At 39.4% G+C, this 25,093-nt stretch carries 32 protein-coding genes and 1 riboswitch; of the genes, 21 read left to right on the top strand and 11 right to left on the bottom strand.

All coding sequences use genetic code 11. The features are described from left to right. Positions 1 to 666 precede the first annotated feature (666 nt). The 5 genes from ACVBAX_RS24490 to ACVBAX_RS24470 are packed head-to-tail and all read left to right on the top strand — an operon-like array spanning position 667 to position 4,652. A complete protein-coding gene (locus ACVBAX_RS24490; protein WP_447119517.1) occupies positions 667 to 1,617 on the top strand; it encodes an ABC transporter permease in 951 nt (316 codons plus the stop codon). Next, positions 1,610 to 2,560, top strand: a complete 951-nt coding sequence (locus ACVBAX_RS24485) for an iron chelate uptake ABC transporter family permease subunit (RefSeq protein ID WP_447119513.1) — start codon at positions 1,610 to 1,612, stop codon at positions 2,558 to 2,560. Before ACVBAX_RS24490 ends, ACVBAX_RS24485 begins: the two co-directional genes overlap by 8 nt. Next, positions 2,557 to 3,318 carry an iron ABC transporter ATP-binding protein gene (locus ACVBAX_RS24480; protein ID WP_119706704.1) on the top strand — a complete coding sequence of 254 codons (762 nt, stop codon included), beginning with the start codon at positions 2,557 to 2,559 and terminating at the stop codon, positions 3,316 to 3,318. The genes ACVBAX_RS24485 and ACVBAX_RS24480 overlap by 4 nt, the downstream gene beginning before the upstream one ends. 16 nt (positions 3,319 to 3,334) lie before the next feature. Beyond that, positions 3,335 to 4,294, top strand: a complete 960-nt coding sequence (locus tag ACVBAX_RS24475) for a siderophore ABC transporter substrate-binding protein (protein ID WP_447119511.1) — start codon at positions 3,335 to 3,337, stop codon at positions 4,292 to 4,294. A gap of 52 nt (positions 4,295 to 4,346) precedes the next feature. Beyond that, positions 4,347 to 4,652 carry an antibiotic biosynthesis monooxygenase family protein gene (locus tag ACVBAX_RS24470; RefSeq protein ID WP_447119509.1) on the top strand — a complete coding sequence of 102 codons (306 nt, stop codon included), beginning with the start codon at positions 4,347 to 4,349 and terminating at the stop codon, positions 4,650 to 4,652. 27 nt (positions 4,653 to 4,679) lie between these two features. Here the strand turns inward: ACVBAX_RS24470 and ACVBAX_RS24465 are convergent, their stop codons facing one another. The 3 genes from ACVBAX_RS24465 to ACVBAX_RS24455 are packed head-to-tail and all read right to left on the bottom strand — an operon-like array spanning position 4,680 to position 6,021. Further along, on the bottom strand, positions 4,680 to 5,366 hold the full coding sequence (locus tag ACVBAX_RS24465) for a DUF421 domain-containing protein (protein WP_447119507.1): 687 nt from the start codon (positions 5,364 to 5,366) through the stop codon (positions 4,680 to 4,682). Positions 5,367 to 5,423: 57 nt separating this feature from the next. Further along, positions 5,424 to 5,813, bottom strand: coding sequence for a spore coat protein (locus ACVBAX_RS24460; RefSeq protein ID WP_447119505.1), 390 nt, complete (start codon positions 5,811 to 5,813; stop codon positions 5,424 to 5,426). A gap of 4 nt (positions 5,814 to 5,817) precedes the next feature. Next, positions 5,818 to 6,021, bottom strand: coding sequence for a hypothetical protein (locus tag ACVBAX_RS24455; protein ID WP_447119503.1), 204 nt, complete (start codon positions 6,019 to 6,021; stop codon positions 5,818 to 5,820). Between the two features lie 135 nt (positions 6,022 to 6,156). Between ACVBAX_RS24455 and ACVBAX_RS24450 the strand changes: the two genes are divergently transcribed. Beyond that, complete coding sequence (locus tag ACVBAX_RS24450; protein ID WP_430776843.1) at positions 6,157 to 6,291, top strand: hypothetical protein; 135 nt, start codon at positions 6,157 to 6,159, stop codon at positions 6,289 to 6,291. A gap of 51 nt (positions 6,292 to 6,342) precedes the next feature. Here the strand turns inward: ACVBAX_RS24450 and ACVBAX_RS24445 are convergent, their stop codons facing one another. Beyond that, on the bottom strand, positions 6,343 to 6,615 hold the full coding sequence (locus tag ACVBAX_RS24445; protein WP_430776842.1) for an acylphosphatase: 273 nt from the start codon (positions 6,613 to 6,615) through the stop codon (positions 6,343 to 6,345). 205 nt (positions 6,616 to 6,820) lie between these two features. Between ACVBAX_RS24445 and ACVBAX_RS24440 the strand changes: the two genes are divergently transcribed. Beyond that, positions 6,821 to 6,952: a DUF6254 family protein gene (locus ACVBAX_RS24440; protein WP_340902399.1), complete on the top strand. Its 132-nt coding sequence runs from the start codon at positions 6,821 to 6,823 to the stop codon at positions 6,950 to 6,952. A 27-nt stretch (positions 6,953 to 6,979) separates the two neighbouring features. Here ACVBAX_RS24440 and ACVBAX_RS24435 read toward each other — a convergent pair whose 3' ends face one another. From ACVBAX_RS24435 to ACVBAX_RS24415, 5 genes are all read right to left on the bottom strand, one after another. Beyond that, positions 6,980 to 7,201 carry a hypothetical protein gene (locus tag ACVBAX_RS24435; protein WP_447119500.1) on the bottom strand — a complete coding sequence of 74 codons (222 nt, stop codon included), beginning with the start codon at positions 7,199 to 7,201 and terminating at the stop codon, positions 6,980 to 6,982. A gap of 456 nt (positions 7,202 to 7,657) precedes the next feature. Next, positions 7,658 to 8,887, bottom strand: coding sequence for an aminopeptidase (locus ACVBAX_RS24430; RefSeq protein ID WP_447119498.1), 1,230 nt, complete (start codon positions 8,885 to 8,887; stop codon positions 7,658 to 7,660). Between the two features lie 122 nt (positions 8,888 to 9,009). Further along, positions 9,010 to 10,293 carry an MDR family MFS transporter gene (locus ACVBAX_RS24425; RefSeq protein ID WP_447119496.1) on the bottom strand — a complete coding sequence of 428 codons (1,284 nt, stop codon included), beginning with the start codon at positions 10,291 to 10,293 and terminating at the stop codon, positions 9,010 to 9,012. A 203-nt stretch (positions 10,294 to 10,496) separates the two neighbouring features. Continuing rightward, positions 10,497 to 12,587, bottom strand: a complete 2,091-nt coding sequence (locus ACVBAX_RS24420) for a DNA topoisomerase III (RefSeq protein WP_447119494.1) — start codon at positions 12,585 to 12,587, stop codon at positions 10,497 to 10,499. 117 nt (positions 12,588 to 12,704) lie between these two features. After that, a complete protein-coding gene (locus tag ACVBAX_RS24415; protein WP_447119492.1) occupies positions 12,705 to 12,869 on the bottom strand; it encodes a hypothetical protein in 165 nt (54 codons plus the stop codon). 142 nt (positions 12,870 to 13,011) lie between these two features. On the opposite strand from ACVBAX_RS24415, the gene ACVBAX_RS24410 reads away from it, so the two are divergent. From ACVBAX_RS24410 to ACVBAX_RS24375, 8 genes are all read left to right on the top strand, one after another. Then, positions 13,012 to 13,572: a redoxin domain-containing protein gene (locus ACVBAX_RS24410; RefSeq protein WP_447119490.1), complete on the top strand. Its 561-nt coding sequence runs from the start codon at positions 13,012 to 13,014 to the stop codon at positions 13,570 to 13,572. 68 nt (positions 13,573 to 13,640) lie between these two features. Continuing rightward, the gene (locus ACVBAX_RS24405) at positions 13,641 to 14,015 is read left to right on the top strand and encodes a DnaJ family domain-containing protein (RefSeq protein ID WP_447119488.1); all 375 of its coding nucleotides are present in this window, start codon (positions 13,641 to 13,643) and stop codon (positions 14,013 to 14,015) included. 164 nt (positions 14,016 to 14,179) lie between these two features. Beyond that, complete coding sequence (gene motA, locus ACVBAX_RS24400) at positions 14,180 to 14,974, top strand: flagellar motor stator protein MotA (protein WP_430776834.1); 795 nt, start codon at positions 14,180 to 14,182, stop codon at positions 14,972 to 14,974. Next, entirely contained in the window at positions 14,967 to 15,767 is an 801-nt protein-coding gene (gene motB, locus ACVBAX_RS24395; RefSeq protein ID WP_447119485.1) for a flagellar motor protein MotB, read from the top strand. The genes motA and motB overlap by 8 nt, the downstream gene beginning before the upstream one ends. A 469-nt stretch (positions 15,768 to 16,236) precedes the next feature. Continuing rightward, positions 16,237 to 17,334 (top strand): carbohydrate kinase, encoded by a 1,098-nt coding sequence (locus ACVBAX_RS24390; RefSeq protein WP_447119483.1) that lies wholly within the window; start codon positions 16,237 to 16,239, stop codon positions 17,332 to 17,334. A gap of 13 nt (positions 17,335 to 17,347) precedes the next feature. After that, on the top strand, positions 17,348 to 18,262 hold the full coding sequence (locus ACVBAX_RS24385) for a pseudouridine-5'-phosphate glycosidase (protein ID WP_447119482.1): 915 nt from the start codon (positions 17,348 to 17,350) through the stop codon (positions 18,260 to 18,262). Positions 18,263 to 18,571: 309 nt separating this feature from the next. Then, the gene (locus ACVBAX_RS24380) at positions 18,572 to 18,778 is read left to right on the top strand and encodes a hypothetical protein (RefSeq protein ID WP_119706719.1); all 207 of its coding nucleotides are present in this window, start codon (positions 18,572 to 18,574) and stop codon (positions 18,776 to 18,778) included. 255 nt (positions 18,779 to 19,033) lie between these two features. Further along, positions 19,034 to 19,128, top strand: a riboswitch (cyclic di-GMP riboswitch). 32 nt (positions 19,129 to 19,160) lie between these two features. Further along, positions 19,161 to 19,295 (top strand): anti-repressor SinI family protein, encoded by a 135-nt coding sequence (locus ACVBAX_RS24375; protein WP_447119481.1) that lies wholly within the window; start codon positions 19,161 to 19,163, stop codon positions 19,293 to 19,295. Positions 19,296 to 19,425: 130 nt separating this feature from the next. Here the strand turns inward: ACVBAX_RS24375 and ACVBAX_RS24370 are convergent, their stop codons facing one another. Beyond that, positions 19,426 to 19,755 carry a helix-turn-helix domain-containing protein gene (locus ACVBAX_RS24370; RefSeq protein WP_066052684.1) on the bottom strand — a complete coding sequence of 110 codons (330 nt, stop codon included), beginning with the start codon at positions 19,753 to 19,755 and terminating at the stop codon, positions 19,426 to 19,428. A gap of 573 nt (positions 19,756 to 20,328) precedes the next feature. Between ACVBAX_RS24370 and map the strand changes: the two genes are divergently transcribed. The 3 genes from map (at position 20,329) to ACVBAX_RS24355 (ending at position 22,659) form a co-directional block, all read left to right on the top strand. Then, positions 20,329 to 21,081 carry a type I methionyl aminopeptidase gene (gene map, locus ACVBAX_RS24365; protein ID WP_317458095.1) on the top strand — a complete coding sequence of 251 codons (753 nt, stop codon included), beginning with the start codon at positions 20,329 to 20,331 and terminating at the stop codon, positions 21,079 to 21,081. Between the two features lie 47 nt (positions 21,082 to 21,128). Further along, entirely contained in the window at positions 21,129 to 21,317 is a 189-nt protein-coding gene (locus ACVBAX_RS24360; protein ID WP_119706722.1) for a hypothetical protein, read from the top strand. A gap of 361 nt (positions 21,318 to 21,678) precedes the next feature. Further along, positions 21,679 to 22,659 (top strand): HD-GYP domain-containing protein, encoded by a 981-nt coding sequence (locus tag ACVBAX_RS24355; RefSeq protein WP_447119478.1) that lies wholly within the window; start codon positions 21,679 to 21,681, stop codon positions 22,657 to 22,659. Between the two features lie 377 nt (positions 22,660 to 23,036). Here ACVBAX_RS24355 and ACVBAX_RS24350 read toward each other — a convergent pair whose 3' ends face one another. After that, positions 23,037 to 23,261: a DUF1128 domain-containing protein gene (locus tag ACVBAX_RS24350; RefSeq protein ID WP_119706724.1), complete on the bottom strand. Its 225-nt coding sequence runs from the start codon at positions 23,259 to 23,261 to the stop codon at positions 23,037 to 23,039. Positions 23,262 to 23,406: 145 nt separating this feature from the next. Between ACVBAX_RS24350 and ACVBAX_RS24345 the strand changes: the two genes are divergently transcribed. From ACVBAX_RS24345 to ACVBAX_RS24335, 3 genes are read left to right on the top strand one after another with little or no spacing between them, the layout of a single operon-like run. Continuing rightward, positions 23,407 to 23,892, top strand: coding sequence for a low molecular weight protein-tyrosine-phosphatase (locus ACVBAX_RS24345; protein WP_447119476.1), 486 nt, complete (start codon positions 23,407 to 23,409; stop codon positions 23,890 to 23,892). A gap of 1 nt (position 23,893) precedes the next feature. Beyond that, positions 23,894 to 24,220 carry a YtxH domain-containing protein gene (locus ACVBAX_RS24340; RefSeq protein WP_430776825.1) on the top strand — a complete coding sequence of 109 codons (327 nt, stop codon included), beginning with the start codon at positions 23,894 to 23,896 and terminating at the stop codon, positions 24,218 to 24,220. A gap of 25 nt (positions 24,221 to 24,245) precedes the next feature. Then, the gene (locus ACVBAX_RS24335) at positions 24,246 to 25,070 is read left to right on the top strand and encodes a YihY/virulence factor BrkB family protein (RefSeq protein WP_447119473.1); all 825 of its coding nucleotides are present in this window, start codon (positions 24,246 to 24,248) and stop codon (positions 25,068 to 25,070) included. Positions 25,071 to 25,093 lie beyond the last annotated feature (23 nt).

The following is a 25,093-nucleotide window of genomic DNA, read 5'->3' as shown; positions in this document are numbered from 1 at the left end:
GTATTTGATAATAAATTCTAATTTTTCTTGTGCTGAATATGCACTTTTCGCCATAAAAAAAACCCCCAATAAAGTAAACAGATTTTTTATTATTTCATCTGTCTACTTTATCGGGAGCATATCAATTGCATACGTCTTTTCTTTATGTCATTTACAGTGCCGTTTTGTACCTTCAAGAGGGTCCGCACTTATCGGTTGAGCTGATAGACGGAGAGATTCCGCTTAATTATTAATTATTATTAAAAAAGAGCTTAAATAAACGGAGAAATTCCGCCTATTGGCTCGAAAAAGTCAAAAAGGAGCGATTTTTCTTTGCATAATCGGAAAAACTCCCCTTATTTACCCCGAAACGAGGCTCCATTCAGCATCTAACCGGAAAATCTCCGCTTATTCTACTTTTGCTAGTTACTCAATTAAGGACAAAACATTTTATTTATAAAGAGTTTAGTTTGTTATATGAACCCAGTGAAATCTACTATTGTCATAAAATTTTCACAACTCAAGAAACCCATTTGTACCAAGTAAAAGAGAGGTATTAATTTGGGTAAAATTTCAATTTTTCATGAAAAACATTCTCAATAAGGTTGACACTAATTATGTATAAATATATGATAGAGCTTGTGATAATGATTCTCATTATTAGATTTATGATAAAGAGGAGAGCCGATGAAGAAAAGATACTTACTACTTGCGTTACTTATTCTTTCAGTTCTATCTCTTTTTGTAGGGGTAAGCAGCATTTCTCCAAAGATGTTACTTGACTTTCAATCAGAAGAAACTGAGATCTTTTTAATTAGTCGCGTTCCAAGGTTAATTGCTATATTGCTAGCTGGAGCTGGGATGAGTATTGCTGGTTTGATCATGCAGCAATTAAGTAGAAACAAATTTGTTTCACCGACAACCGCTGGAACATTAGATGCGACAAGGCTAGGAATTCTTGTATCGATGCTATTTTTTGCGAATGCAACGATGCTTCAAAAGATGGGAATCGCCTTTGCCTTTGCTTTAGCAGGGACATTTCTATTTATGCAAATCCTGGACAGAATTAAGTTCAAGGATGCTATATTTATCCCATTGGTCGGACTCATGTTCGGAAATATTTTATCATCGGTTGCTACGTTCTTTGCGTATCGGGCAGATGTGATTCAGAACATGTCCGCTTGGCTACAGGGAGATTTTTCAATGATTATGAAAGGGCGCTACGAACTGTTGTACATAAGTATACCGGTGTTATTAGTAGCTTACTTATATGCTAATCGCTTCACAGTTGCTGGTATGGGTGAGGATTTTTCCAAAAACCTCGGTCTTGCCTATAAGCGAGTCGTGAATATAGGTTTGGTATTAGTGGCTCTTATTACGGTGACTGTGGTTCTTACAGTCGGAGTTATTCCTTTTTTAGGCTTAATTATTCCGAATATTATTTCTATTTTTAAAGGAGACCATTTGCAAAAGACCTTGCCTCATACGGCCTTATTAGGAGCAATCTTCCTTCTAATAACTGATATTCTTGGCCGAGTCATTATTTACCCTTATGAGATATCTATCTCTTTAATGGTCGGTGTGATCGGCAGTGGAATCTTCCTATTCTTGCTGTTCCGGAGGAAGGCGTATGCATAACTCAACCAAGAATATATTACTGACTGTGGCTGCAATAGCCGTTTGTGCTCTTTATTTATTTCATGATTTGAATGGAAGTTATGATTATGCTCTTCCAAGAAGAGGATTCAAGGTCATTGCGATGATTTTAACAGGGGTGGCTATCGCTTATTCCACTGTTGTATTTCAAACGATTACCCACAACCGAATCCTCACTCCGAGTATTATGGGGCTAGACTCCCTTTACATGCTTATCCAAACCGTGATTATTTTCTTCTTGGGTTCCACCCATTTTACGGTTACGAACAAGCAAGTGAATTTCGGAATTTCAGTGGTAGCGATGATTGTTTTCGCACTATTACTCTATCGATTTCTTTTTAAGAAAGGAAATCAACCAATCTACTTTTTGTTGTTGATTGGAATTATCGTAGGGACATTTTTCTCGAGCATCTCGACATTCTTACAGGTATTGATTGATCCGAATGAATTCCAAATTGTACAAGATCGAATGTTTGCAAGCTTTAATAATGTCAATACCGATATTTTATGGATTGCCATAGGGATTATAGGATTATTAATTCTTTATGCTTGGCGATATACTACTTATTTAGATGTGCTGTCTCTAGGTAGGGATAATGCTGTTAATTTAGGTGTCAATTATGATTCATTAGTAAAGAAAATGCTCATACTTGTTGCTGTGTTTATTTCCGTCTCAACCGCACTTGTCGGACCGATTACGTTTTTTGGATTGATTGTAGCTAACCTGTCATATCAATTGTTTGGAACCTATAAACATAAGATTCTGATCAGCGGAGCTGGTTTGATTAGTGTCATTGCCCTTGTTGGTGGTCAATGGGTGGTAGAAAGAGTCTTTACTTTTTCAACGACACTTAGCGTTATTATCAACTTCATTGGTGGAGTGTACTTCATTTATTTACTGCTAAAGGAGAGTCGATCATCTTGATCCAAGTTCAAGCCCTTTCGAAGTTTTATGGAAAAAAGAAAGTCGTAGAAGATGTAACGGTCTCGATTCAAAGAGGAAAGATTACTTCTTTTATCGGCCCGAACGGAGCAGGAAAGTCCACTCTGTTATCGATGGTCAGTCGTCTTTTAGATGCAGATACAGGTGAGGTGCTCATTGATCAATCGAATATTAAAAAGATGAAATCGAATGATTTTTCAAAAATTGTATCGATCTTAAAGCAATCGAACTATATGAATGTTCGTTTAACCATTCGTGAGTTGGTTTCATTCGGTCGCTTCCCATATTCAAAAGGTCGCCTAACGGCTGAGGATGAGAAAATGGTTGATCAAGCAATCGAATATATGGCGTTAAAGGACATGGAAGACAGATACTTAGATGAGTTATCCGGGGGACAAAAGCAGCGAGCATTTATCGCGATGGTTATTGCCCAAGACACCGAGTATATCTTATTGGATGAGCCACTAAATAATCTGGATATGAAGCATTCTGTACAGATTATGAAAATTTTACGCCGTCTGGTGGATGAACTTGGAAAAACGGTCGTGATCGTACTTCATGATATTAATTTTGCTTCTGTCTACTCGGATCGTATCGTTGCTCTAAAGGATGGTAAGGTCGTAAAAGATGGACCAACGAATGAGATCATCCAATCAAAAGCTTTGAAAGAAATTTATGATATGGATATTCCGATACAAGAAATGAACAATTGCAGAATCTGCGTGTACTTTAATTCATAAAAAAGGGGATAGAAAGATGAAGAAGGTAGGTTTATTTTCTCTTATTTTCACAATGCTTTTCTTATTAGCTGCGTGTGGAGGCAAAGAAGAAGCGAGCACGACTGCTAGCACAGAAGGAGAAAAAACGGAAGAAGAGTCAAAAGAAGTAACCATTACTCACGAATATGGTGAAGTAACTGTAGAGAAGAGCCCTGAGAAGGTAGTAGTATTTGATTTTGGTGTTCTTGATACATTAGATGCATTTGGGGTGGAAGTGGCTGGTGTACCACAAGCAGTTATTCCAAAAAGCTTAGAAAAATATGCTGGATCTGAATATACCAATGTAGGTGGCTTAAAGGAGCCTGATTTTGAAGCAATTCATCACTTAGAGCCAGATGTGATCTTTATCTCTGCAAGACAAGCGGAATTATATGATCAATTTGCAGAGATTGCTCCAACCGTATTTATCGATGTGGATTATGCAAACTATATGTCTTCACTTGAAAAGAACTTTGATCTTTTAGCAGAAATCTTTGAAAAAGAAGATGTTCTTGCTTCGAAAATGGAGGAGCTAAAAGCAAGCATCGAAGACCTTAACAAGGAAGCTTCAGCTTCTGAAAACAAAGCACTGATTTTATTAGCAAATGAAGGAAAAGTAAGTGCATATGGACCAAGCTCACGCTACGGATTTGTACATGATGTGTTTGGCTTTAAAGCAGTAGATGAAAATATTGAAGTATCTCAACACGGTCAAAGCATTACATTTGAATACATTTTAGAGAAAAATCCAGATGTTATTTTTGTTATTGATCGCTCTGCTGCCGTTGGTGGAGAAGTGGGAGCAAAAGAAACGATTGAAAATGAGTTAGTGAAGAAAACAAGCGCATATAAAAATGGAAAGATTATTTACTTAGATGCAGTGAACTGGTACATCGCAGGAAATGGTGTTCAATCCACTCAATCGATGGTAGAGGAAGTAAAAGCTGCACTTAAATAAAGCGTGATAGCCGGACTTTGTTCCGGCTTTTTACAAGAAGGAGGCCATCCCAATGTTTTATCAAATGAAAAAAATCGTTGTTGAAGAAGGACACTCTTCAAAGGTAATCGAGCGCTTTTCGAAGCAAGGCGGATTGATGTCAGAGCAGCCAGGTTTTATTGATAAGCAAGTGCTATTGAAGAAAAGTCGTCGTGGGAACGAAGAAGTGATCGTTATGATTCGCTGGGACTCTGAGTCAGATTGGAAAAATTGGGAAAAGCACCCTGATCATATTGCTGGGCATAAAGCCAATGCTGGAAAACCAAAGCCTGAGTATGTGGTAGAGTCAAGCCAAGATGTATATGAGTCACAAGAATAATTGAAGGCACCTTATAGGGTGTCTTTTTTACGTCTTATCTGTAGTAATATCCAGATAAACCTTTCCTAGCTCATCGATCTGACCAACCGTTACGTTTTTGACTTTTTGAATGTTCTGTTCTTTGAGGATAGAATTCATCCAGGTTGGATCCTTCCCGGCAGCCTCAAGGCTATCCATCATAATTTTCCCATCAATAATAAACGTTTGTGGTATTCCACGGGAGATCGGATTGATTTTGAAGTCAATATTTTTCGTATACTGTTGTGTTCCTTTCTTTTGAGCTGAAACCGTTCCATCCGTCTCAAGAAAGGCAAACTCTACTTCATCAAGATAAAATATATTTTTCTTTCGAAGAAGAAAAAGGAGGTCATCCACCGTTAATCGTGCTTTTAACATTCCATCTTCTTGAATTTTGCCATTCTTAATAATAAGCAATGGTTCCCCGTTAAAGAGCTTTCTTGTAGCATAAACTTTAATGGATAACACATCAGTGATGAGAGCAATTAGGGCAAAAAGGATAATCCCGTAAATTCCAATACTAATAGGAATCGTATTGCTAAAAGCAAATGAGGCTCCAAGGGAACCAATGGTAATGCCAGCAACAAAATCAAAAAACGTCATATGTGCGATTAACTTTTTTCCTAAAATACGAGACATGATGAACAGTGTAATAAATGTAAAGGTGATTCGTAAGGAAGCATCCAAGAAAGTCATATAAAGATTCCCTCCATTCGTTTAAGCCTTGAAGGAAATACCTTCAAGGCTAAGTAATTATTGTAGATTTAAAGCTGTCTTGGCAGCTTGCTGATCAAGTCGTAATTGTTCAAGAACATCCACTGGGTGATAGTACCCTTTGTTAATCATGTAGTTGGTTATCTGCTCATGAGAACGAATGGTATCGTTTAGTTGTTCTGTCAAAGCTTGACGTAACTCTGGTGTTGCACATTCAGAAATGGCAATGGCGTAATTTTTGATAGCTGATTTAGCTGCCATTAATAAATCGGTAGCAATCACTTGCTCAGTCATTGCACTCATTTGACCTGATTGGTTTGCACCAGTCATACGATCACCCATTCCAGCTTGAGTTAAGTTATATGGACTTGAAACCATCGGGTCAACATTTTGCAAAGAATTATTATTATTTTGTCCAGACTGATCCATTGAGTTATTGCTCCTTTCGTGGTACAAACTGTTGCAATGTTTGAATATGACTTTTTGTTTGACTAACATCTTGTTTAAGAAGATTGATGAGTTCATTATCTTGTACAAATCCACTCATCGTGGAGGATTTTGTTAGACACAGACTTTTAAATGCCATCAGTTCATGTAGTTCAAGGGTTTCGTGTACGCCGAGTGTTATGGTTTTCATTTAATAGACACCTCCTTTTGTGCACAAAGCTAATATGTGCAATTTTAGAGTTGAAGTTCCTGGTATTTTATTGGGAAAAGTTTTGTAGGCTTGATCATTTCTTGTTTGGGAAAGGTAGAGAGGGAGGTGAGCGAATTGAAGAAAAAATCCGAGAAGCAATTTAAGACAAACTCCTATGAGGTAGATATTGAAACCAAAGGGACGACACATTTAAAGAATGCTCCGAAGCCTCATGGTTATGGGGGACGAATAACGGAAGATAGTGAGTAGATGTTTAAAAATAAACTGGCCAATTAATCACCTTGGCCAGTTTGTTGTTGCCTAATATTTAATCTTAAAGGAAGGATATGGATCGGTTTTCTCCCTTGTATGTATTTCCATGTTGTTTACCTTTGAGAAAGGATTTCCTTCCCGTATGGACTCTATAAAAAGCTGGAGGTCTTCAGGCTGACCGACAGCGATGATTTCTACGCTGCCATCCTCCATATTTTTTACCCAGCCGGTGACTCCATATTGTGCTGCTCTCATTTGCGTATAGTAACGAAAGCCAACCCCTTGAACTTTACCAGAAACGACAATATGTAACTGGTCCACGTTATTCACTCCTAAATTCATCTTAACAATTTAATATATGTAGTTTCATCCTCCCACAATTCGAATTTCATTGCAATAGCCTCTTTCAGTTATACTGGTTATTGAAGTTCATCTGGTTTTTGTTTGTAAAAACCAAGATGATTACATAAGTTGCAGTAGTTCCTGAGAAAATATATAAGAAGTTATTTGAAAAGGAGCATCTGTGATGACAAAATCAAAGAGTCAAGAAGAACGCCAGTGGAGGCAGAGAAAAGAGAATCAACATCCTCATGGAAAAGTAAAAAGCTTTGAGGAATTGGGTGCTGGAGTAGAAGGGAAAAACAACGACAATAAGTAAAGCATGAGGACTTCCCTCATGCTTTTTTTATCGTTTTTTCTTTTTGGAGTTGTCTAGGACGGCAAGTTTATTTTTATTAACTGCTTCAAGAGCAACGTATACATGAACAACCTTTTCATCGATGGGTGATACAGCAGTAATCCTTCCTTTTCGCCCTTTGATCTTTACATTTTCCCCTTCTGAAGGGAGATTTTTAAGTAACTGAGTTAATAAAACATTTCTATTATCATAATACGTTACAACATACATCTAGACCTCACCTATTCCTTTTAAGAGTATGGAATCATCCATGTTATAAAATATAGGAAAATCGGAGGGTTTAGACCATGTGAGGGGAAATTTTTATTATTTGGTACGGTAGAGAAAAGGCTGATTTCCGCTCCAGGCGCTTGCTTTCCGGGGGGCGGGCGGTGAGCCTCCTCATCGCTTTGCTCTTGCGGGGTCTCACCTGTCCCGCTGGATCCCCCAGGAGTCAAGCACCTTCCGCTCCAATCAGCAGTTTAGCTGTTAAAGATTGACTAGGAAAACTTGTGCTATAAGTATTTAAGTTCCAAAAACCATGTTTCCCCTCAAGGTAGTAAAATTACGCATAAAAAACACCCCGTAAATGTAGTTTGGTGTCTAACATTTACGGGGCAGTTCAATTTTACAAATTTGTCTACAGTCAGAGGCTTGGTTTTGGAACCAAGCCTCTGTAGTATCTAGTTAGAAAGCCCAATTTCCGTTTCGGAATACGGGTTCTGTTTGGTCATCTTTTGTAATTCCATCGATGTTCATTTCAGCTGAGCCGATCATGAAATCAACATGTGTGATGCTTTCGTTGAGACCATTTTTCTCAAGATCTTCAGCAGACATCGTTTTTCCACCTTCGATACAGAATGCGTAGGCACTTCCGATCGCTAAGTGGTTGGATGCATTTTCGTCGAAAAGGGTGTTGTAGAAAAGTACATTGGATTGAGAGATAGGTGATTGGAACGGTACCAATGCGACTTCTCCTAAATAATGTGAGCCTTCATCTGTATCAACAAGGCGTTTTAAAATATCCTCGCCTTGCTCGGCTTTCACATCGACAATGCGCCCATTTTCAAAAGTAATGGTGAAGTTATCTATAATATTTCCACCGTAGCTAAGCGGTTTGGTACTTGCTACATACCCGTTCACACCTGTTCTGTGTGGAACAGTAAACACTTCTTCTGTAGGCATATTAGCCATAAACTGGTTTCCTTGTTCGTTAATGCTACCAGCGCCCACCCAAATATGTTTGTCTGGAAGTTCAATCGTTAAATCTGTTCCAGGAGCGGTATAGTGTAGCTTTTTATAGCGACGATCGTTTAAATAAGCAACTTTCTCATGAAGGGTTTCGTCATGCTTTTTCCATGCTTCGACCGGATTGTCTAAGTCTGCACGAGTCGCTTTAAAAATTGCCTCCCATAGAAGACTTACTTGTTCTTCAGGTGCTGCGTCTGGGAATACTTTAGCAGCCCAAGCAGGAGAAGGTGTGGCAATCACTGTCCAGCTTACTTTATCTGATTGGATTTTTTTACGGTAATTGCTTAATGCTGTACCCGCAGCTTTTTGAAAGTTTGCGATACGCTCAGGGTTGACACCTTTTAATAGGTCAGGACCTGAAGAAACGATGGACATGAAGGCAGCGCCTTTGTCGGCAAGCTCTTCCATTTCACGTGCTCGCCATTCTGGGTACTCGTTAAAAGCAGCATCAGGTGCTAATTCGTACTTGGTACGTGTGACTTCATCGTCTTGCCAGTTGACGATAACATTATGGGCACCAACTTCGTAGGCATTGCGTACCACTAGGCGAACAAATTCAGCTGAGTCGAGTGTTGTATTGATAACGAGGGTCTGGTTAGGCTGGACGTTCACGCCCACTTTAACAGCTAGCTCTGCATATTTTTCTAAATTAGCTTGAAAGCTCATATGTATAGTCTCCTTTTTTGTGGATTCTTCTTTCTTATTGTATTCGTTTTTTCGAGAAAAAGAAAACAAATTCGCCACCCGAAATGTTTTTTTGTACATGATTGGATGGCGACTTATAGTACTTAGGCAGAGCCTTTTACATCTGATAAAGGTTGTTGCTTTTGGCCCAGCCGTGAAAACATAATCCAATAGATAACAGCACTACCAATGGCAAGAACGGCAATGGTAAAGAAGGTCCATTCATATCCGATCCACACGGTCAAAGGAATGGAGATCGGAGCAATGGTTCGACCAATGGTGTATCGAAGACTTGCTGCAGCGAAGTATTGTCCTCTCATATGCTCAGGGGCTATTTTTGAAATAAAGCTTTGCTGTAAACCTGCAACAAGCAGTTCTGCTAGAGTGAATATAGCCATTGCGAATACAAGCCCCCATATCCATTCTGTTTGGCCAAATGCGATAATGGAGATGGCATATAGTAGGGAAGAGAGGATAAATACATTTCTTTCCTGAAAGCCAATGACCCATTTAGTAATAGCTACGGTTAAAAGAGCAACAAGCAAGCCGTTCTCTGCAAGGATGAAACCAAATGCTTGTTCACCACCGACGCTTAATGACCAATTGCCGATCGTTAGGAGAGATTGGTTATGAACGACTTCCTTTGTATAGACAGGGATGAGCAAGTCGAGCTGCATAAAGGTTTGTGCGGCTAGTATCCCGGCGGTGATAAATAAAAGGAAGGTTCGATCCTTGATAATGACTTTATAGTCACGAAGCTGATTACCAACGAACGAATACCATTTCGTAGTGGTACTTTCCTTATGCTCGTAAGTTGGTGCGGTTTCACGTGTCCATCTTTGAAGGACGGCTGCTAGACCGACACATATAATTCCTGCGATAAGGAGAAGCTCAAAGCGGTGATTCACATAGAAAATCGCACCCAGTAGAGGACCGATTACGACTGCGATGTTTATCGATGTATAAAAGACGGCAAATACACTGCTTCGGTTTTCCTCGTCGACCACATCAGCCACCATGGCCTGACTAGCTGGCCAGTAGATAGATCCGAAAAAACCAACAAATGAGAAACAAAGGAAGCCGATCCATGGAGACTGAAGCCATGGTGAATCAGCAAGTCCGAACAACATAAAGCATATTCCTTGTCCGAAAGCAGAAAAAACCATCATTCGTTTACGACCGTATCGATCGGCACAATAACCACCTATAAGATTGGCAAAAACCGATAAAACCTGTGAAAGAATTAACAACAAACCAGCGAGGCTTTTACCGAACTCATCGGCAAAATAGATCGTTAAAAAGGGAAAAAACATCCAAAAGGTAATATTCATTAACGCCTCACCAAACAAACGAAACTTCAAATTGGAATCCCAATCGCGTATTCTCATGCTGCAAACCTCCTCAATGCGGTGACAATTGCGGTGTCAGACACCCTCCGTGGACGAACCCCCCCAATCTGTCTTTTGAGGGTGTCTGTCACCGCTCGTGGACAGATTACCCTGATTTGTCCGTGTGGGGTGGACACTTTTGTTCCTGAAAAAACGCTTAGGTGCCTGAGGGCGCCTAAGCGTTCCTTTTATATTTATAATTTTTAATCTTTCTTTTCTAATGCTGCTTTTAATAAGTCTCCGAGGCTGTTCCCGAAGTTTTCTTCCTTTTGTGAGTACTTTTGGACAAGCTTCCGTTCCTCGCGTTTATTGACTGCTTTCTTTCGTTCCTCTGCTTTTTCGACCACATTGCATTTGCGGCATTGGAAGTACAAGCCTGCTTTTCCTTCGTGCATTTCCATTTTCTTTTTACACTGAGGACAGCGGCGGTTAGAAAGCTTTGGATCCTTTCGCTTCCGGTAGTTACATTCCGAGCTTGAGCAAACAAGAATCTTACCCTCTTTAGTATTTCTCTCTTTCAACAAAGATTGGCACTCAGGGCATTTGGAGCCTGTTAAGTTATGAGCACGATACGATTTATCGCTCGTCTTAATTTCAGAGATCAATTGCTCGGTTTGCTTACGAATTCGTTTTAAAAATTGCTTCGGATCTCCTTTGCCACGTGAGATGGCTTCAAGCTCTTTTTCCCATTTTGCGGTAAGCTCTGGAGAGGTAAGCTCCTCATTCACGAGGTCCATCAATTGCTTTCCTTTAGGAGTCGGATGTAAACGTCCATTCTTCCGTTCAACGACCTCAGTCTCAATAATTCTTTCAATGATCTCTGCGCGAGTCGCAGGGGTTCCGAGCCCGTATTTCTCCATTTGACCTAAAATATCAGACTCTGAGAATCGTGCAGGAGGTTCGGTTAGTTTTTTCTCGGCTTGAACCTGACCGATCGAGAAGGACTGTCCCTTCGTGATCTGTCCAAGCTTTTGCCCGCTTAACTCTTCGTCTTTTCCTGTTATAGCTTTAAAACCTGCATCAACCACGACCGTTTCCTTCGTAGAGAAGGACTCCCCGTTCACATCAAACACGGCACGAACCGTTTCGTACTGATAGGCAGGGTAAAAAAGTGCAAGGAACCGCTTTACGATTAAATCGTAGAGTTTTCGTTCATCTGACTCTAAATCACGAAGGAATAATCGCTCTTCTGTAGGGATAATGGCATGATGGTCTGTTACTTTCTCATTATTAAACACTCGTTTTGCGAGTACTTTCCCTTTGTTAGCAAGAATGCTACGTACTTCTTCCTTATAACCACCCGCAATCGCTTCGACACGATCAAGCATAGTCGCTTCCATATCCGTTGTAAGGTAACGTGAGTCAGTACGAGGGTAGGTTACGAGCTTATGCTGCTCATACAATTTTTGCAGAACACTCGATGTCTTTTTCGCTGAAAAGCCAAAGCGTTTGTTGGCATCACGTTGAAGTTCCGTTAAATCATACGGCAGAGGTTGTTGTTCAGACTTTGCGGTACGATTGATCGACTGAACAACCGCTTTTTGTCCTTTGCCATTTGCTACAATACGATCTGCTTTGTCCTGGGAGAAAATTCGCTTTTCCCCATTTTCCTCCCAATCGGCTTTCAGAGGTCCAATTTGGGCGGAAATTGTCCAGTATTCTTGCGGCTTAAATGTCTGAATGGCTTTTTCGCGTTCCATTACTAACGCAAGAGTAGGAGTTTGCACTCGACCTGCTGAGAGTGGGTCCTTATATTTAGTTGTTAAAGCACGAGTAACATTAAGTCCAATTAACCAATCGGCTTCTGCTCGACAAACCGCGGATGCATATAAATTTTCATATTCGCTTCCCGGACGGAGCTTAGCAAATCCTTCTTTAATCGAACGATCCGTATGGGATGAGATCCACAAACGCTTAATAGGTTTATTCCAGCGGATTTTTTCTAAAATCCAGCGCGCAACAAGCTCCCCTTCACGTCCTGCGTCAGTGGCAATGATGCATTCCTTCACATCTTTACGTTTGGCAAGAGACTCGATCGCTTTATACTGATGAGAGGTTTGTTTCATAACCTTTAGCCCCATCTTATCAGGGATAATCGGCAGGTCTTCTAAATTCCATTGCTTGTATTTCGTATCGTAATGCTCAGGCATTTTTAACTCAATTAAATGTCCAAGCGCCCAAGTGACAATATACTTCGGCCCTTCAATATAGCTTTTATGTGTTTGTGAACAACCAAGAACGCGCGCAATTTCTCTAGCTACGCTTGGCTTTTCAGCAAGTACAAGTGATTTCATTATTTATCCTCCGAATTTCCATTTGCTCGGGATAAGTATACAGGAAAACGAAAGAAAAGGGGAATAAGAAAAGCTCATGGCGCTGGTCAAATAAGAAAGACCTTGCGATTGCAAGGTCTATTCGACGTCTTTAGTTTCCACTCGGTTTTTAAACGCTTCACGTACGACAAGAAATTCCTCATCGCCAATTGCGTCCTTTGTATGTTTTTCAACAAGAGTCCCTTCAGGAAACTTCCCAGGATGTCCCTTTTTCTTATGCTCAAAATCTTTTCCGCGACCCATTTTTCCACACTCCTTTCCTCCAAATTAGCTTTTCCGGAAAAATTCCCTTCTATGTAGAAAAGAAACAGGACAGTTCAGAAGGTTCATGCATATTTATAGAAAGTAATGGGTTGTGAATTTTTTAAAAGGGAGGGGGATCTAAGTGACCAATCAATCTCAAAATGAACAACAGCCATTTTATGCGACTCGAGACGATCAAGCTCCAACATTTACGACAAATGGATTTGTAAATGGAGAAATCAAATCATTTGAACTTGAGCAATATAAAGGGAAATGGCTTCTATTATTTTTCTATCCAAGTGACTTTACACCCGTCTGAGAGACAGAACTAGCAGCGGTCGCTGCTGTTTACCCATATTTTCAGGGAATGAATGTGGAGATTTTGGCTATTAGCACAGATAGCATCTATTCACATAAAGTGTTTCGTGAAACCACTCCCTCTTTACAAAATGTCTACTACCCTATGTTGAGTGACAGAACTCATGCGATCTCCAAATCGTATCGAGTACTGGATGAGAAAACAGGAGCTGCGTTTAGAGCCTCTTTTTTTATAGATCCGGAACAGATCATTGTTGCTAAGCTCGTCTATCCGAGGGAAGTCGGACGAAACCTTTATGAACATGTAAGGCTTATGCAGGCCCTTCAACATGCAAAAAATACCGGTAAAGGTGTCCCAGCAAACTGGATGCCTGATCAAAGTTAGAAAACAAATGATGGAAAACTCCCTCGCTTTCCACTATACAAGGTATAATAAGGGAAGGAGGGATGTTCATGGATTTTTCTCAAACTATGTCGGAGGAACGCATTCGTAAGGCGATTGAAAATGGTGACTTCGATCATTTACCTGGCTATGGGAAACCATTAAAACTCGATGATTTATCTGCCATTCCAGAAGAACTTCGTATGGCATATACCGTGTTGAAAAATGCGGGATATTCTCCGGAAGAATATGCACTCAAGCAGGAAATGATGTCTATTGAATCACTGTTAAATGCCTGTGATGACGATGAACAAAAACTTGGTCTTCAGAAAAAGATAAACGAAAAGATGCTGCGTTATAACAGTATGTTATCCAAACGCCGCGTGAACACAAACTCTTCTATCTTTAAAAATTATGAGCAAAAAATAAATAAGAAGTTATTTTAATGCCTAAGGAACCTCTTAGGCATTTTTTTGTCACATCTTCCAGCATAATTTTTTTAAATAATCCCTTAAAAAATGACATAATTAGCCGAAATAAAAAGTAGTAGGTTGATAGAAAGAGGACTTCTATCATAAAAGATACTCAGGAAAAGACAGGAGAATGAAGTATGGATAAAACGTCGGTAATAGGTGTTGTCATCGGAGTCGTAGCTGTACTAGTGGGGATGTTCTTTAAAGGTGTTAGCCCCGTGCAGCTTGTGAATCCTGCGGCACTTTTAATTATCTTGTTAGGAACGGTAGGGGCCGTGACAATTGCATTCCCAACAAGTGAAATCAAAAGAGTACCCAAGCTTTTCGGAAAGCTTTTTAAAGAAGACAAGCTACCAAACCCAGCAGACTTAATTAAAATGTTTTCTGATTGGGCGCAGCTAGCTCGTAAAGAGGGGCTATTAGCTCTAGAGTCAAAGACGAATGAAATCGACGATGATTTCTTGAAAAATGGATTATCGCTTGCTGTTGACGGACAAAGTGCCGACTATATTCGCGACGTGCTTTCGGAAGAAATTGAAGCGATGGAAGAAAGGCATCAATCTGGTGCACTAATTTTTACGCAAGCAGGAACGTACGCTCCAACTCTTGGGGTACTGGGTGCAGTAGTAGGTTTGATTGCTGCCCTTGGATACATGAATGATATCGAGGGACTAGGTCACGCGATAAGTGCTGCCTTTATTGCCACTCTATTAGGGATTTTTACAGGTTATGTATTATGGCATCCCTTTGCAAACAAATTGAAGCGTAAGTCTAAGCAAGAAGTGAAAATTAAACAAATGATGGTAGAGGGAATTCTATCAATACTAGAAGGAGAAGCTCCTCGAGTAATTGAAACAAAACTAGCTTCGTACCTACCTGGCAGTGAAAAGAAGAAGTTCTTAGCGGCGACAGGAGAACCGGCAAATGAGTAAGCGCCATAAAAAGCATCATCATGAGGAGCATGTGGACGAATCTTGGTTAATTCCTTACGCTGACCTTTTAACTCTGTTGCTAGCTTTGTTTATCGTATTATTCTCAATGAGTTCGTTGGATGCGAAAAAGTTTCAAGCAATGGCAGAAGTGTTTAATGCTCAGTTTACAAGTGGAACGGGAATATTTGAGTTTCCAAGCCCGATTCCAGAAGAAGGCGCAACTGCACCAGACGAGCAGCAAAATGACTCTGATAGCACTGAACAATCTAAAGCTCAATCTCAAGGGATGACCGAAGAGCAAAAGCAGCAGCTAGCAGAGCAAGCAGAAAAGGTTGAGCTCCAAGCCATTCAAGCAAAGGTAAACGAGTATATTACTACCAAAGGGTTAGAAGACAAACTTGAGACGACACTCGAAGATGACGGATTACACGTGACGATACGAGACAATGTTTTATTTGAATCAGGAAGTGACTCTGTTAGAACCCAGGATTTAACCATTGTTAGAGAAATCTCAGATTTACTCGTTATGGATCCAGCCCGAAGTGTTATTATCAGTGGACATACAGATAATGTTCCAATAAAAAATGCACAGTTCTCATCTAACTGGGAGCTAAGCGTCATGCGTGCTATTAATTTTATGAAAATCTTACTTGAAAACGACAAGCTTGATCCAAGTTGGTTTAGTGCGAAGGGATACGGAGAATTCCAACCTATCGCTTCAAATGAAGATGCTGCTGGAAAAGCGAAAAATCGTCGTGTAGAAATTTTAATTTTACCAAGAACGGCAGACTGAGCCTACAATAGGTTCAGTCTTTTTCTATTTTAAAAATAAAAAAGGGTCACTCCAAAAAGAGTGACCAAAAAGAGATACAAGGGATTATTCATTAGGAAGCGCTTACAAGAAACGCAAAACACAAAAACTAATCGTTGTTATTATCAGGTTGTGGTACTTCCGGCTTACACATTCGATCCATTAAAATCCCAGCAAAGAGTATGCATGCAATTGGAATGGTAAAATTCAAGATGTGAACAACGGTCATGGAAATACCTCCTTCACACATGGTTGAATCTACTTTAATTATAGTGTTTTTTCACAAAAATAGCAAACAAATTTCATAAATTATACAAATTTAGCAATTGACAACAATCGGGTTTCAAGAAATTAGATATATTTTTCCAATAAGTGAGAATAATAAGGGTAGTAAATGTTCAAACAAAAGTTTATAATAAAGACAAATGTCTATATTATCATGAGGTGAATTATGAGTGATAAGGAAGCAACGATACTTGGACTGATTAAAAGAGATCCATTTATATCTCAAAATGAGTTGGCGGAAAGGACGGGCTTATCTCGTTCAGCTGTTGCTGGTTATATTTCTTCTCTTACAAAGCAAGGAAAACTATTAGGTCGGGCCTATGTATTACCTAATAAAAAACAGGTGATTTGTATAGGTGGAGCGAATGTAGATAGGAAAATGCAAGCGATCGATAAGCTGCAGTTAGGAACATCCAATCCTGCTAGCACTAGTAATTCTTGCGGAGGGGTTGCAAGGAACATTGCCGAAAACTTGGGAAGACTAGGATTAGATGTTTCTCTTATGAGTGTTGTAGGTGATGATCATGAAGGGAAATGGTTACTAGACTATACTAGGGCTTACGTTGATATAGAGCCTTCGAAAATTCTTCCAAATGAAGTAACAGGAACGTATACGGCTGTTTTAGATGTGGATGGGGAAATGGCGGTTGCTCTAGCAGATATGGGTATTTATGATTCTGTTGATTTAGAGTTTGTTGAAAAACGCTGGGGTTTTCTTGCATCAACAGAGCTTGTGATGCTTGATACAAACTTCCCTTCTGACGTACTCGCAAAAGTAATTGATCGTTGTAGAGAAGAAGCGATTCCACTCGTGATTACTCCTGTTTCAGCTCCGAAAATTAAGAAGTTACCACAAAATCTTGATGGTGTGGCCTGGCTAATAGCAAATAAGGACGAAGCAGAGGCTTTAGCGGAGAGACAAATTAAAGAAGAAGGTGACTTTTTTAAGGCGGCAGAAGCAATTATGAAAAAAGGCGTTGAGAGAGTGGTCATTTCTCGCGGAGACAAGGGACTTATTTATTTTACAAAGACAAATGAAGCGGGTGTACTGTTACCGCCAAAGGTAGATGTTGTAGATGTAACGGGTGCAGGAGATGCGCTGGTTGCAGGAATTGTCTATGCCTATTTACGCGAGTTAAAAACAGAAGATGCCTGCAAAATTGGAATGGCATGTTCGATGCTAACTTTAGCAACAGAGGAAACGGTTAACCCGACATTGAACCATCAACAGCTACAAGAAGCTTTTCAACATAATTTCCACTAAGGAGAAAACAAACATGGAAAAATATTTAGAATACTCACAAGAAGTTTTAGAAGCGAAAAAAAATAATGTACCAGTCGTGGCATTAGAGTCAACGATTATTTCTCACGGAATGCCGTACCCACAAAATGTGCAAACGGCAAAGGAAGTAGAGGATATTATTCGTAAAAATGGTGCGGTACCAGCTACAATTGCTATTTTAGACGGAAAAATAAAAATAGGCTTATCAGACGAAGAGTTAGAAATGCTTGCTACCCGAAAGGACATTGAAAAGGCGAGCCGTAGAGATTTACCATACCTAGTAGCGACAAAGAAAAATGGAGCAACAACAGTAGCAGCAACGATGATTTGTGCAGAGCTTGCTGGCATTGAAGTGTTCGTAACCGGTGGGATTGGTGGAGTTCACCGTGAAGCTGAAGTAACGATGGATGTTTCAGCAGATCTTCAAGAACTCGCTCAAACCAATGTGGCTGTTGTGTGCGCAGGTGCGAAGTCTATTCTTGATATTGGTTTAACATTAGAGTATTTAGAGACTCATGGGGTGCCAGTGGTTGGCTTTGGTACTGATGTTCTTCCGGCTTTTTATACAAGAACAAGTCCTTTCCAAGTGAACGTTCAAGTGGAAGATGAAAAGGAAGCAGCGAGCATGATTCGTACAAAGTGGGAATTAGGATTGAACGGTGGAGTGGTGATTGCTAACCCAATCCCGGAAACAGATGCTCTTGAAGAGGAATTTATCAATAATGTGATTGAAACGGCATTAACAGAAGCAAAGGAAAATGAGATTGCGGGTAAAAATGTCACTCCATTCCTTTTAGCAAAGGTAAAAGAACTTACAGAAGGAAGAAGCTTAGAAGCAAATATTGCATTGGTTAAAAATAATGCTGATGTTGGATCAAAAATAGCAGTTCAACTTAACACTCTATCTTAAAAATATTTTTGAGGAGTCAGTCTCACAAGGACTGATTCCTTTTTTTTTGCATAAAAATAGTACTAGATTTACAATTTTGAAAATGTACACTGTAACGAACAATTTGTTCTTAAAAAAATTATAAAAGTAAGAAAGAAGGAGAAAAGAGCTGAAAACTAAAGGGAATTGTTCATTATAACGAAAAAATGGTCATTTTAGAGTGTTTAGTTTACCCTCACATCCGTCTAAAATAAAAGTAAATTATTCTTTATATAGAACGAAAAATAATAGAATAAGAAACGAAAACTATTAGAATAGTAGGTGGCGGGAATGTACCGGAAAAACTGTGACAAATGTTATCGTCCATCATACAGCAGTTCGGAAGCAGGGGAATGGATCTGTCCGATATGTGGTCATAATCTAACAAAGTTACCTTTTTTTGATGCGGTTACACTTGAAAGGGTACATGTAAATATCATTCCTATCCAAAGAAAATTAAAAGCATATGAGAATCAAAAACTAGGAATAAAGACTTAATCATTAAAAGTCAGAAAATTTTAAAAATGATTTCGACAGTGGGCGACATGAAGACTTATGATTTTTGTGCTTGATCTTACAAATGTAAAAAATTGTATAAATTCTTTAGGGCTCAATTGTTCCTTATGAAGGTCCTTGTCGAATAGTGTAACTAAAAAGTTGGGAAAGTTTTTAAGTGTATGACAAATTTTTACACAATTTACTAAAAACGAGTAGTAAAATGATTGATAAGTGAATCACATGGGGAGAGCAAAACACAGAAAAAGGCAAACCTTCTGAAAAGGGGGGACGCAAAGTCGCAGGTCTAAGGTAGTTAGAAGTTTTTTTGCTAAGACGGCTGGACTGCCTGGAATACGATTGTATTTTAGGGGGAGATTGAGGAATGTTGGAAACGAGTGAAGTGACGTTAGAAGAACTAGACTATGAGTGGATGATGTTGATTCTTGAAGCAAAAAAGTTAGGTTTAGAGAAAGAAGAGATTAGAAGATTTTTAGGTGAGAATGAAATTAGAGGATAAAAAGAAACTAGCTTACATAGCAGGTTGTTTCATACATAGAATGAAAGTATTTCCGTTAGGGTCGGACCGTATGGGAATGCTTTTTATTTTGGAAAAAAAGACAAAATCACCTGGATTTTGTCTTTTTGTTTTAGTTATTATTTGATTGATTACTTCTCCATTTATTAAACTCAAGAAACTCTTTAAACTGATCCTTTGAAACCCCGGAGTTCATAGCCTCTTTCACAAGCTTCATCCAATCAGAGTCTAGTTCATCTTTATTTGGATGCTCGTGTATAAGATGGTCAACTGGTACATGAAGGACAGCTGAAATTTTCTCGAGAAATTGGATAGACGGATTCGTTTGTAAATTTCTTTCTAATGAACTTAAATATGATTTAGCGACACCAGCCTGTTCAGCTAGCTCAGACATGGACATTTTCTTTTCAAGACGAAGTTTCTTAACACGATCTCCAATCATCTAGATCACTCACCTATCTCTCTGTATGAATTCATAATAGCAAAAAAAATTCGTTAGTTCCATATTCAGAACGAAAATAGTAGGTTCCGTTCTTAAAAATTCTTTAGTTAGTCACAAATGGATAGTTATTACGGTTCTAGTGATTAAAAGCTGATAAATAACTTTTAACCCTTCTATGTAGCATTATACACAATACCATTCGTATTGAAAGTGATAATTGTGGGCGTAACTAAAAAATTCCCACTGTCCACCCCAGACGCACAAAACCACCCCATCTGTCCACGAACGGTGACAGACACCACCAAAAGACAGAATGCCCATTTTGTCCACGGAGGGTGTCTGACACCCTTTTATACCCGGGATGGGGGTGGGTGAAACCTATTTTTTTTGTTCGACAAATTCTTTTTTTGTGTTTGTTGATTTTAAAGGGGGGAAGGGAATTCAATCAAACGTTTGATTGACTATTGTTTGAGGTTATCTAACAAAATTAGACATAGGAATGCTTTGCTAATATAGACCGTTAGAGAGTACAATATAGACTATACATTATTGGGATTTGGGGAAGTGAGATAAATGATTGTATTAAAATCACCTCGTGAAATAGAGGCCATGAAAAAAGCAGGGGAGCTTCTGGCTGCTTGTCATAAAGAAATAAAAAAAATGATCCGACCAGGAATAACAACTTGGGAAATTGACCAGTTTGTTGATAAATATTTAGCACAGCATGGTGCAATTGCTCAGCAAAAGGGGTATAGAGGTTACGAATACGCCACATGTGCTAGTATTAATGATGAGATATGTCACGGCTTTCCGAGAAAAGACCCTCTAAATACAGGGGACATTGTTACAATAGATATGGTTGTCAATGTGAATAGCGCCTTAGCAGACTCTGCATGGACATATATCGTTGGAGAAGCTTCTGAAGAAACAACCCGCCTTGTAGAGGTAACTAAAAAGAGCTTATTCAAAGGAATTGAAGCAGCCGTCGTAGGAAATCGAATCGGAGATATCGGACATGCGATTCAAACCTATGTGGAAGGAGAGGGATTCTCGGTCGTAAGAAACTTTATTGGCCATGGAATTGGCCCCTCCATTCATGAAAAGCCGGATGTTCCACACTTTGGACTACCAGGAAAAGGTCCTCGCATAAAAGAGGGAATGGTATTTACGATCGAACCGATGGTTAATGTTGGAAGCTATGAAACAAAGATGGATTCCAATGGTTGGACCGCTCGTACTGTGGACGGAAAAAACTCAGCTCAATTTGAGCACACCATTGCCATCACGAAGAATGGTCCGATCATTCTTACAGATCAAGGTGAATAATCAATCCATATCAACACAAAAATATGAAGTAAGATGGAGGAAGACCCATGACAGAAAACCATGAAACAGAAAAAAAGAAAATAAGCTTACAAGAAGCCATTAAGCAACAACTAGAAAAAAAGAAAAATCAGCAAGCAGGAGGAAAAGCTAGCGCAAACGGTCCTGCAACCACGAAGAAAATGAAAAGCCAGCAAACCAAAAAGGTGAGCAATCAACGCCGTAAAATGGGTGTGTAATTAGGCAGGACCTAAAATAGGGAACAACACGTAACTCGTGCTGTTCCCTTCTTGTTTAAAAAATACCTTATTCCTCATCTTGTACTTCTCCATCGCCAATCTCATCTTCTCCTGGTGCGTCGTCACAAGCAACAACAGACGTCACTAGAAAACCAGCAAGTAAAACCATAAGAAGTTTACGTATCATTCTAACATCCTCCTTTCAAAATATGGATAACTCCGTCATATTATTTGAAGGTCCGACCCAAACTATTCCCCTATCAATCCTATAGAAGAAGCGAAACTTAGGAGTAAAGGGCAATAGAAATGCTGATGAACAATTTGTATACTAAGGGTAATAATGATTGTAGAGGGAGTAACCATGAGATTAATTCGAATTGATGAATATGAGCCACGCACCATGCAGTTGGCCAAACCGATTTTTGATCGGCAGAAAAGGGTCCTCCTTGCAGCAGGACGCTCGATCCATCCAACATACTTGCAAAAGTTAATCGATCTTGATATTCGATATTTATTTATAGAGGACGCAGAGTCATTCGGAATTTCGATGGAGGAGATGCTCGATGTTCCGACATGGGTGGATGCAGTAGATGTATTACAGGCGGTTTATAAAGCTGTAGAGAAAAAGGAAGAACTTCCGATTCGACCGATTCAACAGCTCGCGATTAAGCTAGTTGAGGAAGTAAATAAAAGAAAGGCCATTCTTTTAATTCCGGCCTCTTCATTAGCGGAAGATCTACGCGAGTATGCCCACTCGGTTAATGTCACACTTCTTGCGTTGCAAATCGCGAAAAAATTTCAAATCTCTCAAATGCAAATTCGTGATTTAGCAGTCGGTACATTGCTTCATGACATAGGAAAAGTTCTAACTCCTTTAGAGGATGATCATCCGAGGGTAGGGTTCGAATATTTACGAAAAACAAGAGAAGTGAGTTTGCTTTCTGCACATGTTGCCTATCAGCACCACGAAGCCTTTGATGGTAGTGGAGTACCTAGAGGGTTACGTGAAAAAGAAATACATGAATTTGCCCAAATCTGCAGCATTGCCAATCTTTACGAGAATGCATTATCGAAAAAAGGAATTCCTCCCCATGAGGTGATGGAGTATGTAATGACAAAGAGTGGAACGCTTTTTAGTACGGATCTTGTTAAACGATTTGTCCAAGAAGTACCACATTTTATTCCTGGCACGAAGGTCATTTTAAATAATGGGCGAAAAGCGATTGTCACGAAAGTTAAAGGAAATCTTCAAAGACCGTTTGTACGATACTTAGATTCAAATGAAGAAGTTTCGTTAGGGGAAAATCACACATTACTTATCACAGAAGTGTTGGACCAGTAAAATAGAGCCGGGGCACAACGGCTGTTGTTCCCCCTCCATTTGATATACAATTTATCTGACAAAAAATTTAAAAATAGGTGGAGATTTTTCCGTTAGACTGCACAGTAGAGCTCTGTTTAGGGGATATAAGCGGAGGTTTTCCGACTAAGCAGAGTAAAACCACCCATTTTTACGTTTTTTGAGTAAATAGGCGGAATCTTTCCGTCTGTTTAAGCTATTTTGAGTGCTATTTTCTAATCTAAGAGGAATTTCTCCGCTTAATGTTCAAACCATGCTGATTCCCTCATCTCTAGGAACCAAAAAGGGATATTAAAAATGGCTCAGTATAGTAACCTGAGCCATGCAGTACAAATGGGGCCGTTAAAAAAATCAGCGCATTATTGTTTTCTTAGATTCCCTAATTCCTCCGCTAGTGCTTGCGTTTCACTAGGACTAAATGAATCTCTTTTCATGACTAGGTCATAAATTTCTTTTAGCTCTTCATACATATTTTCATCAAAGTGTGATGGTTTGATGGCACCTAAATTTAATACCTTTAACTTTTCTTTTATCTTCTCAATCATATATTCCACGTTTTCTACTGATTTCTCAGACAAGTTCATCGTTCGTTCTCCCCTTTTTCTGCAAGCTTGTAAAATTATCTTTCCATGTTCCCCTACAAAAGTCAAATGAATTTCGGCAACTTCTTTCCTGAAAGGTTGAAAAGCCGTTCCTTTTCCTACAAAATGTAGAAAGGAGGGAAATATTATGGTTAAAGTATTATTTGTGTGCCTCGGGAATATTTGCCGTTCACCAATGGCAGAGGCGATGTTTCGTGATTTAGTGAAAAGGGAAGGATTAGAACATAAAATAACGGTTGACTCTGCGGGTACGGGAGATTGGCATCTTGGGAAGCCCCCTCATCAGGGAACACAGGATATATTAAGTCATCATCAAATTAGTTTTGAAGGCCAGGTGGCGAGACAAATCGTTGAAGCTGATCTGAACGAGTTTGATTATATTGTGGCAATGGACTCGCAAAATGAAAAAAATATACATAAGCTGAAAGCTCTTCAGTCGACTGCCAAAATTGTAAAATTACTTGATTATGTTCCGGAGGCAGAAAAAGTGGACGTTCCAGACCCGTACTTTACCGGGAACTTTCAAGAAGTGTTTGATCTATTAAAGGTCGGCTGTGAACGTTTATTACAAGAAATTCAAACGAATGAGAATGCAAGCTGGGAGGGAAAATGAGATGAGTGGAACAAAAAAGTTTTGGACAGGTGTCCTTTGGGGAGCTCTTGCCGGAGGGGCAATCAGTTTACTCGATCGTGACACCAGACAGGCTGTTGTACAAAGCTGTAAAAAGACAAGTGGGGAGCTATCCTATTATATCAAGCACCCAGATGAAGTGGTCGAACAGGTGAAGGATGCGACAACAAAAATTCGTTCAACCGTAGAGCAAGTGAGCGGAGACATTTCTTTTATCGCTGACAAGGTCGAAGAACTTCGCGAAGTAACACCAGCCGTAAAGGGGATTGTTAAGGAAACAAAAGAAGTTTTCCAAAACGAAGAAGAATAGTTCATCGTAAAGAAGGGGGAATGGAATGGTTATTAATCTAAGATTTCTTACCTTACTTACAAAAAGAGTATTGCAGGATGATGTATTTGGACTGGCTGCACAGCTAGCCTACTTCTTTCTGCTTTCTTTATTTCCACTGCTCATATTTCTAGCGACACTGATTTCGTTTTTACCCATTTCTCAACCAGAGCTCTTAGGATTTATTGAAGATTTTGCTCCAACAGAAACCTTTACACTGATCGAAACCAACTTAAACGACATTATGGAAAAAAGGAACGGAGGATTGCTCTCTTTTGGGATTATTGCCACCATTTGGTCAGCATCCAATGGCATTAACGCGATTGTTCGTGCATTTAACCATGCGTATGATGTTAAAGAGAGCCGTTCTTTTTTTGTTGCAAGGGGCATGTCTATCTTATTAACCTTTGCGATGATTTTTGTCTTTATTGTCGCTTTGTTGCTTCCTGTTTTCGGAAAGCAAATTGGCATATTCTTATTTTCTGCCTTTGGTTTATCAGATGAATTTTTGTCGATTTGGAATGCGCTTCGATGGGTTGTTAGTTCTCTCATTTTGTTTACAGTATTTGTTGGTCTGTACTGGATTGCACCAAATAAAAAATTCAAGTGCGTCCGTGCGGTACCTGGGGCTATTTTTGCAACCATCGGATGGGCGCTCGTTTCGCTAGCTTTTTCGTACTATGTAAGTAATTTTGGTAATTACTCGGCAACTTATGGAAGCATCGGAGCCATCATTGTATTGATGATTTGGTTTTATATGTCCGGAATTATTATGATTATTGGTGGAGAGATTAATGCACTTTATAGCAAGATGAAGGATGAAGCATGCTAAAAAGCCGGGGATAATAGCATAAT

This window comes from Robertmurraya sp. GLU-23 (assembly GCF_052983275.1).
The sequence above is the reverse complement of the archived record's forward strand: the minus strand, read 5'-3'. Positions and strand labels throughout refer to the sequence as shown.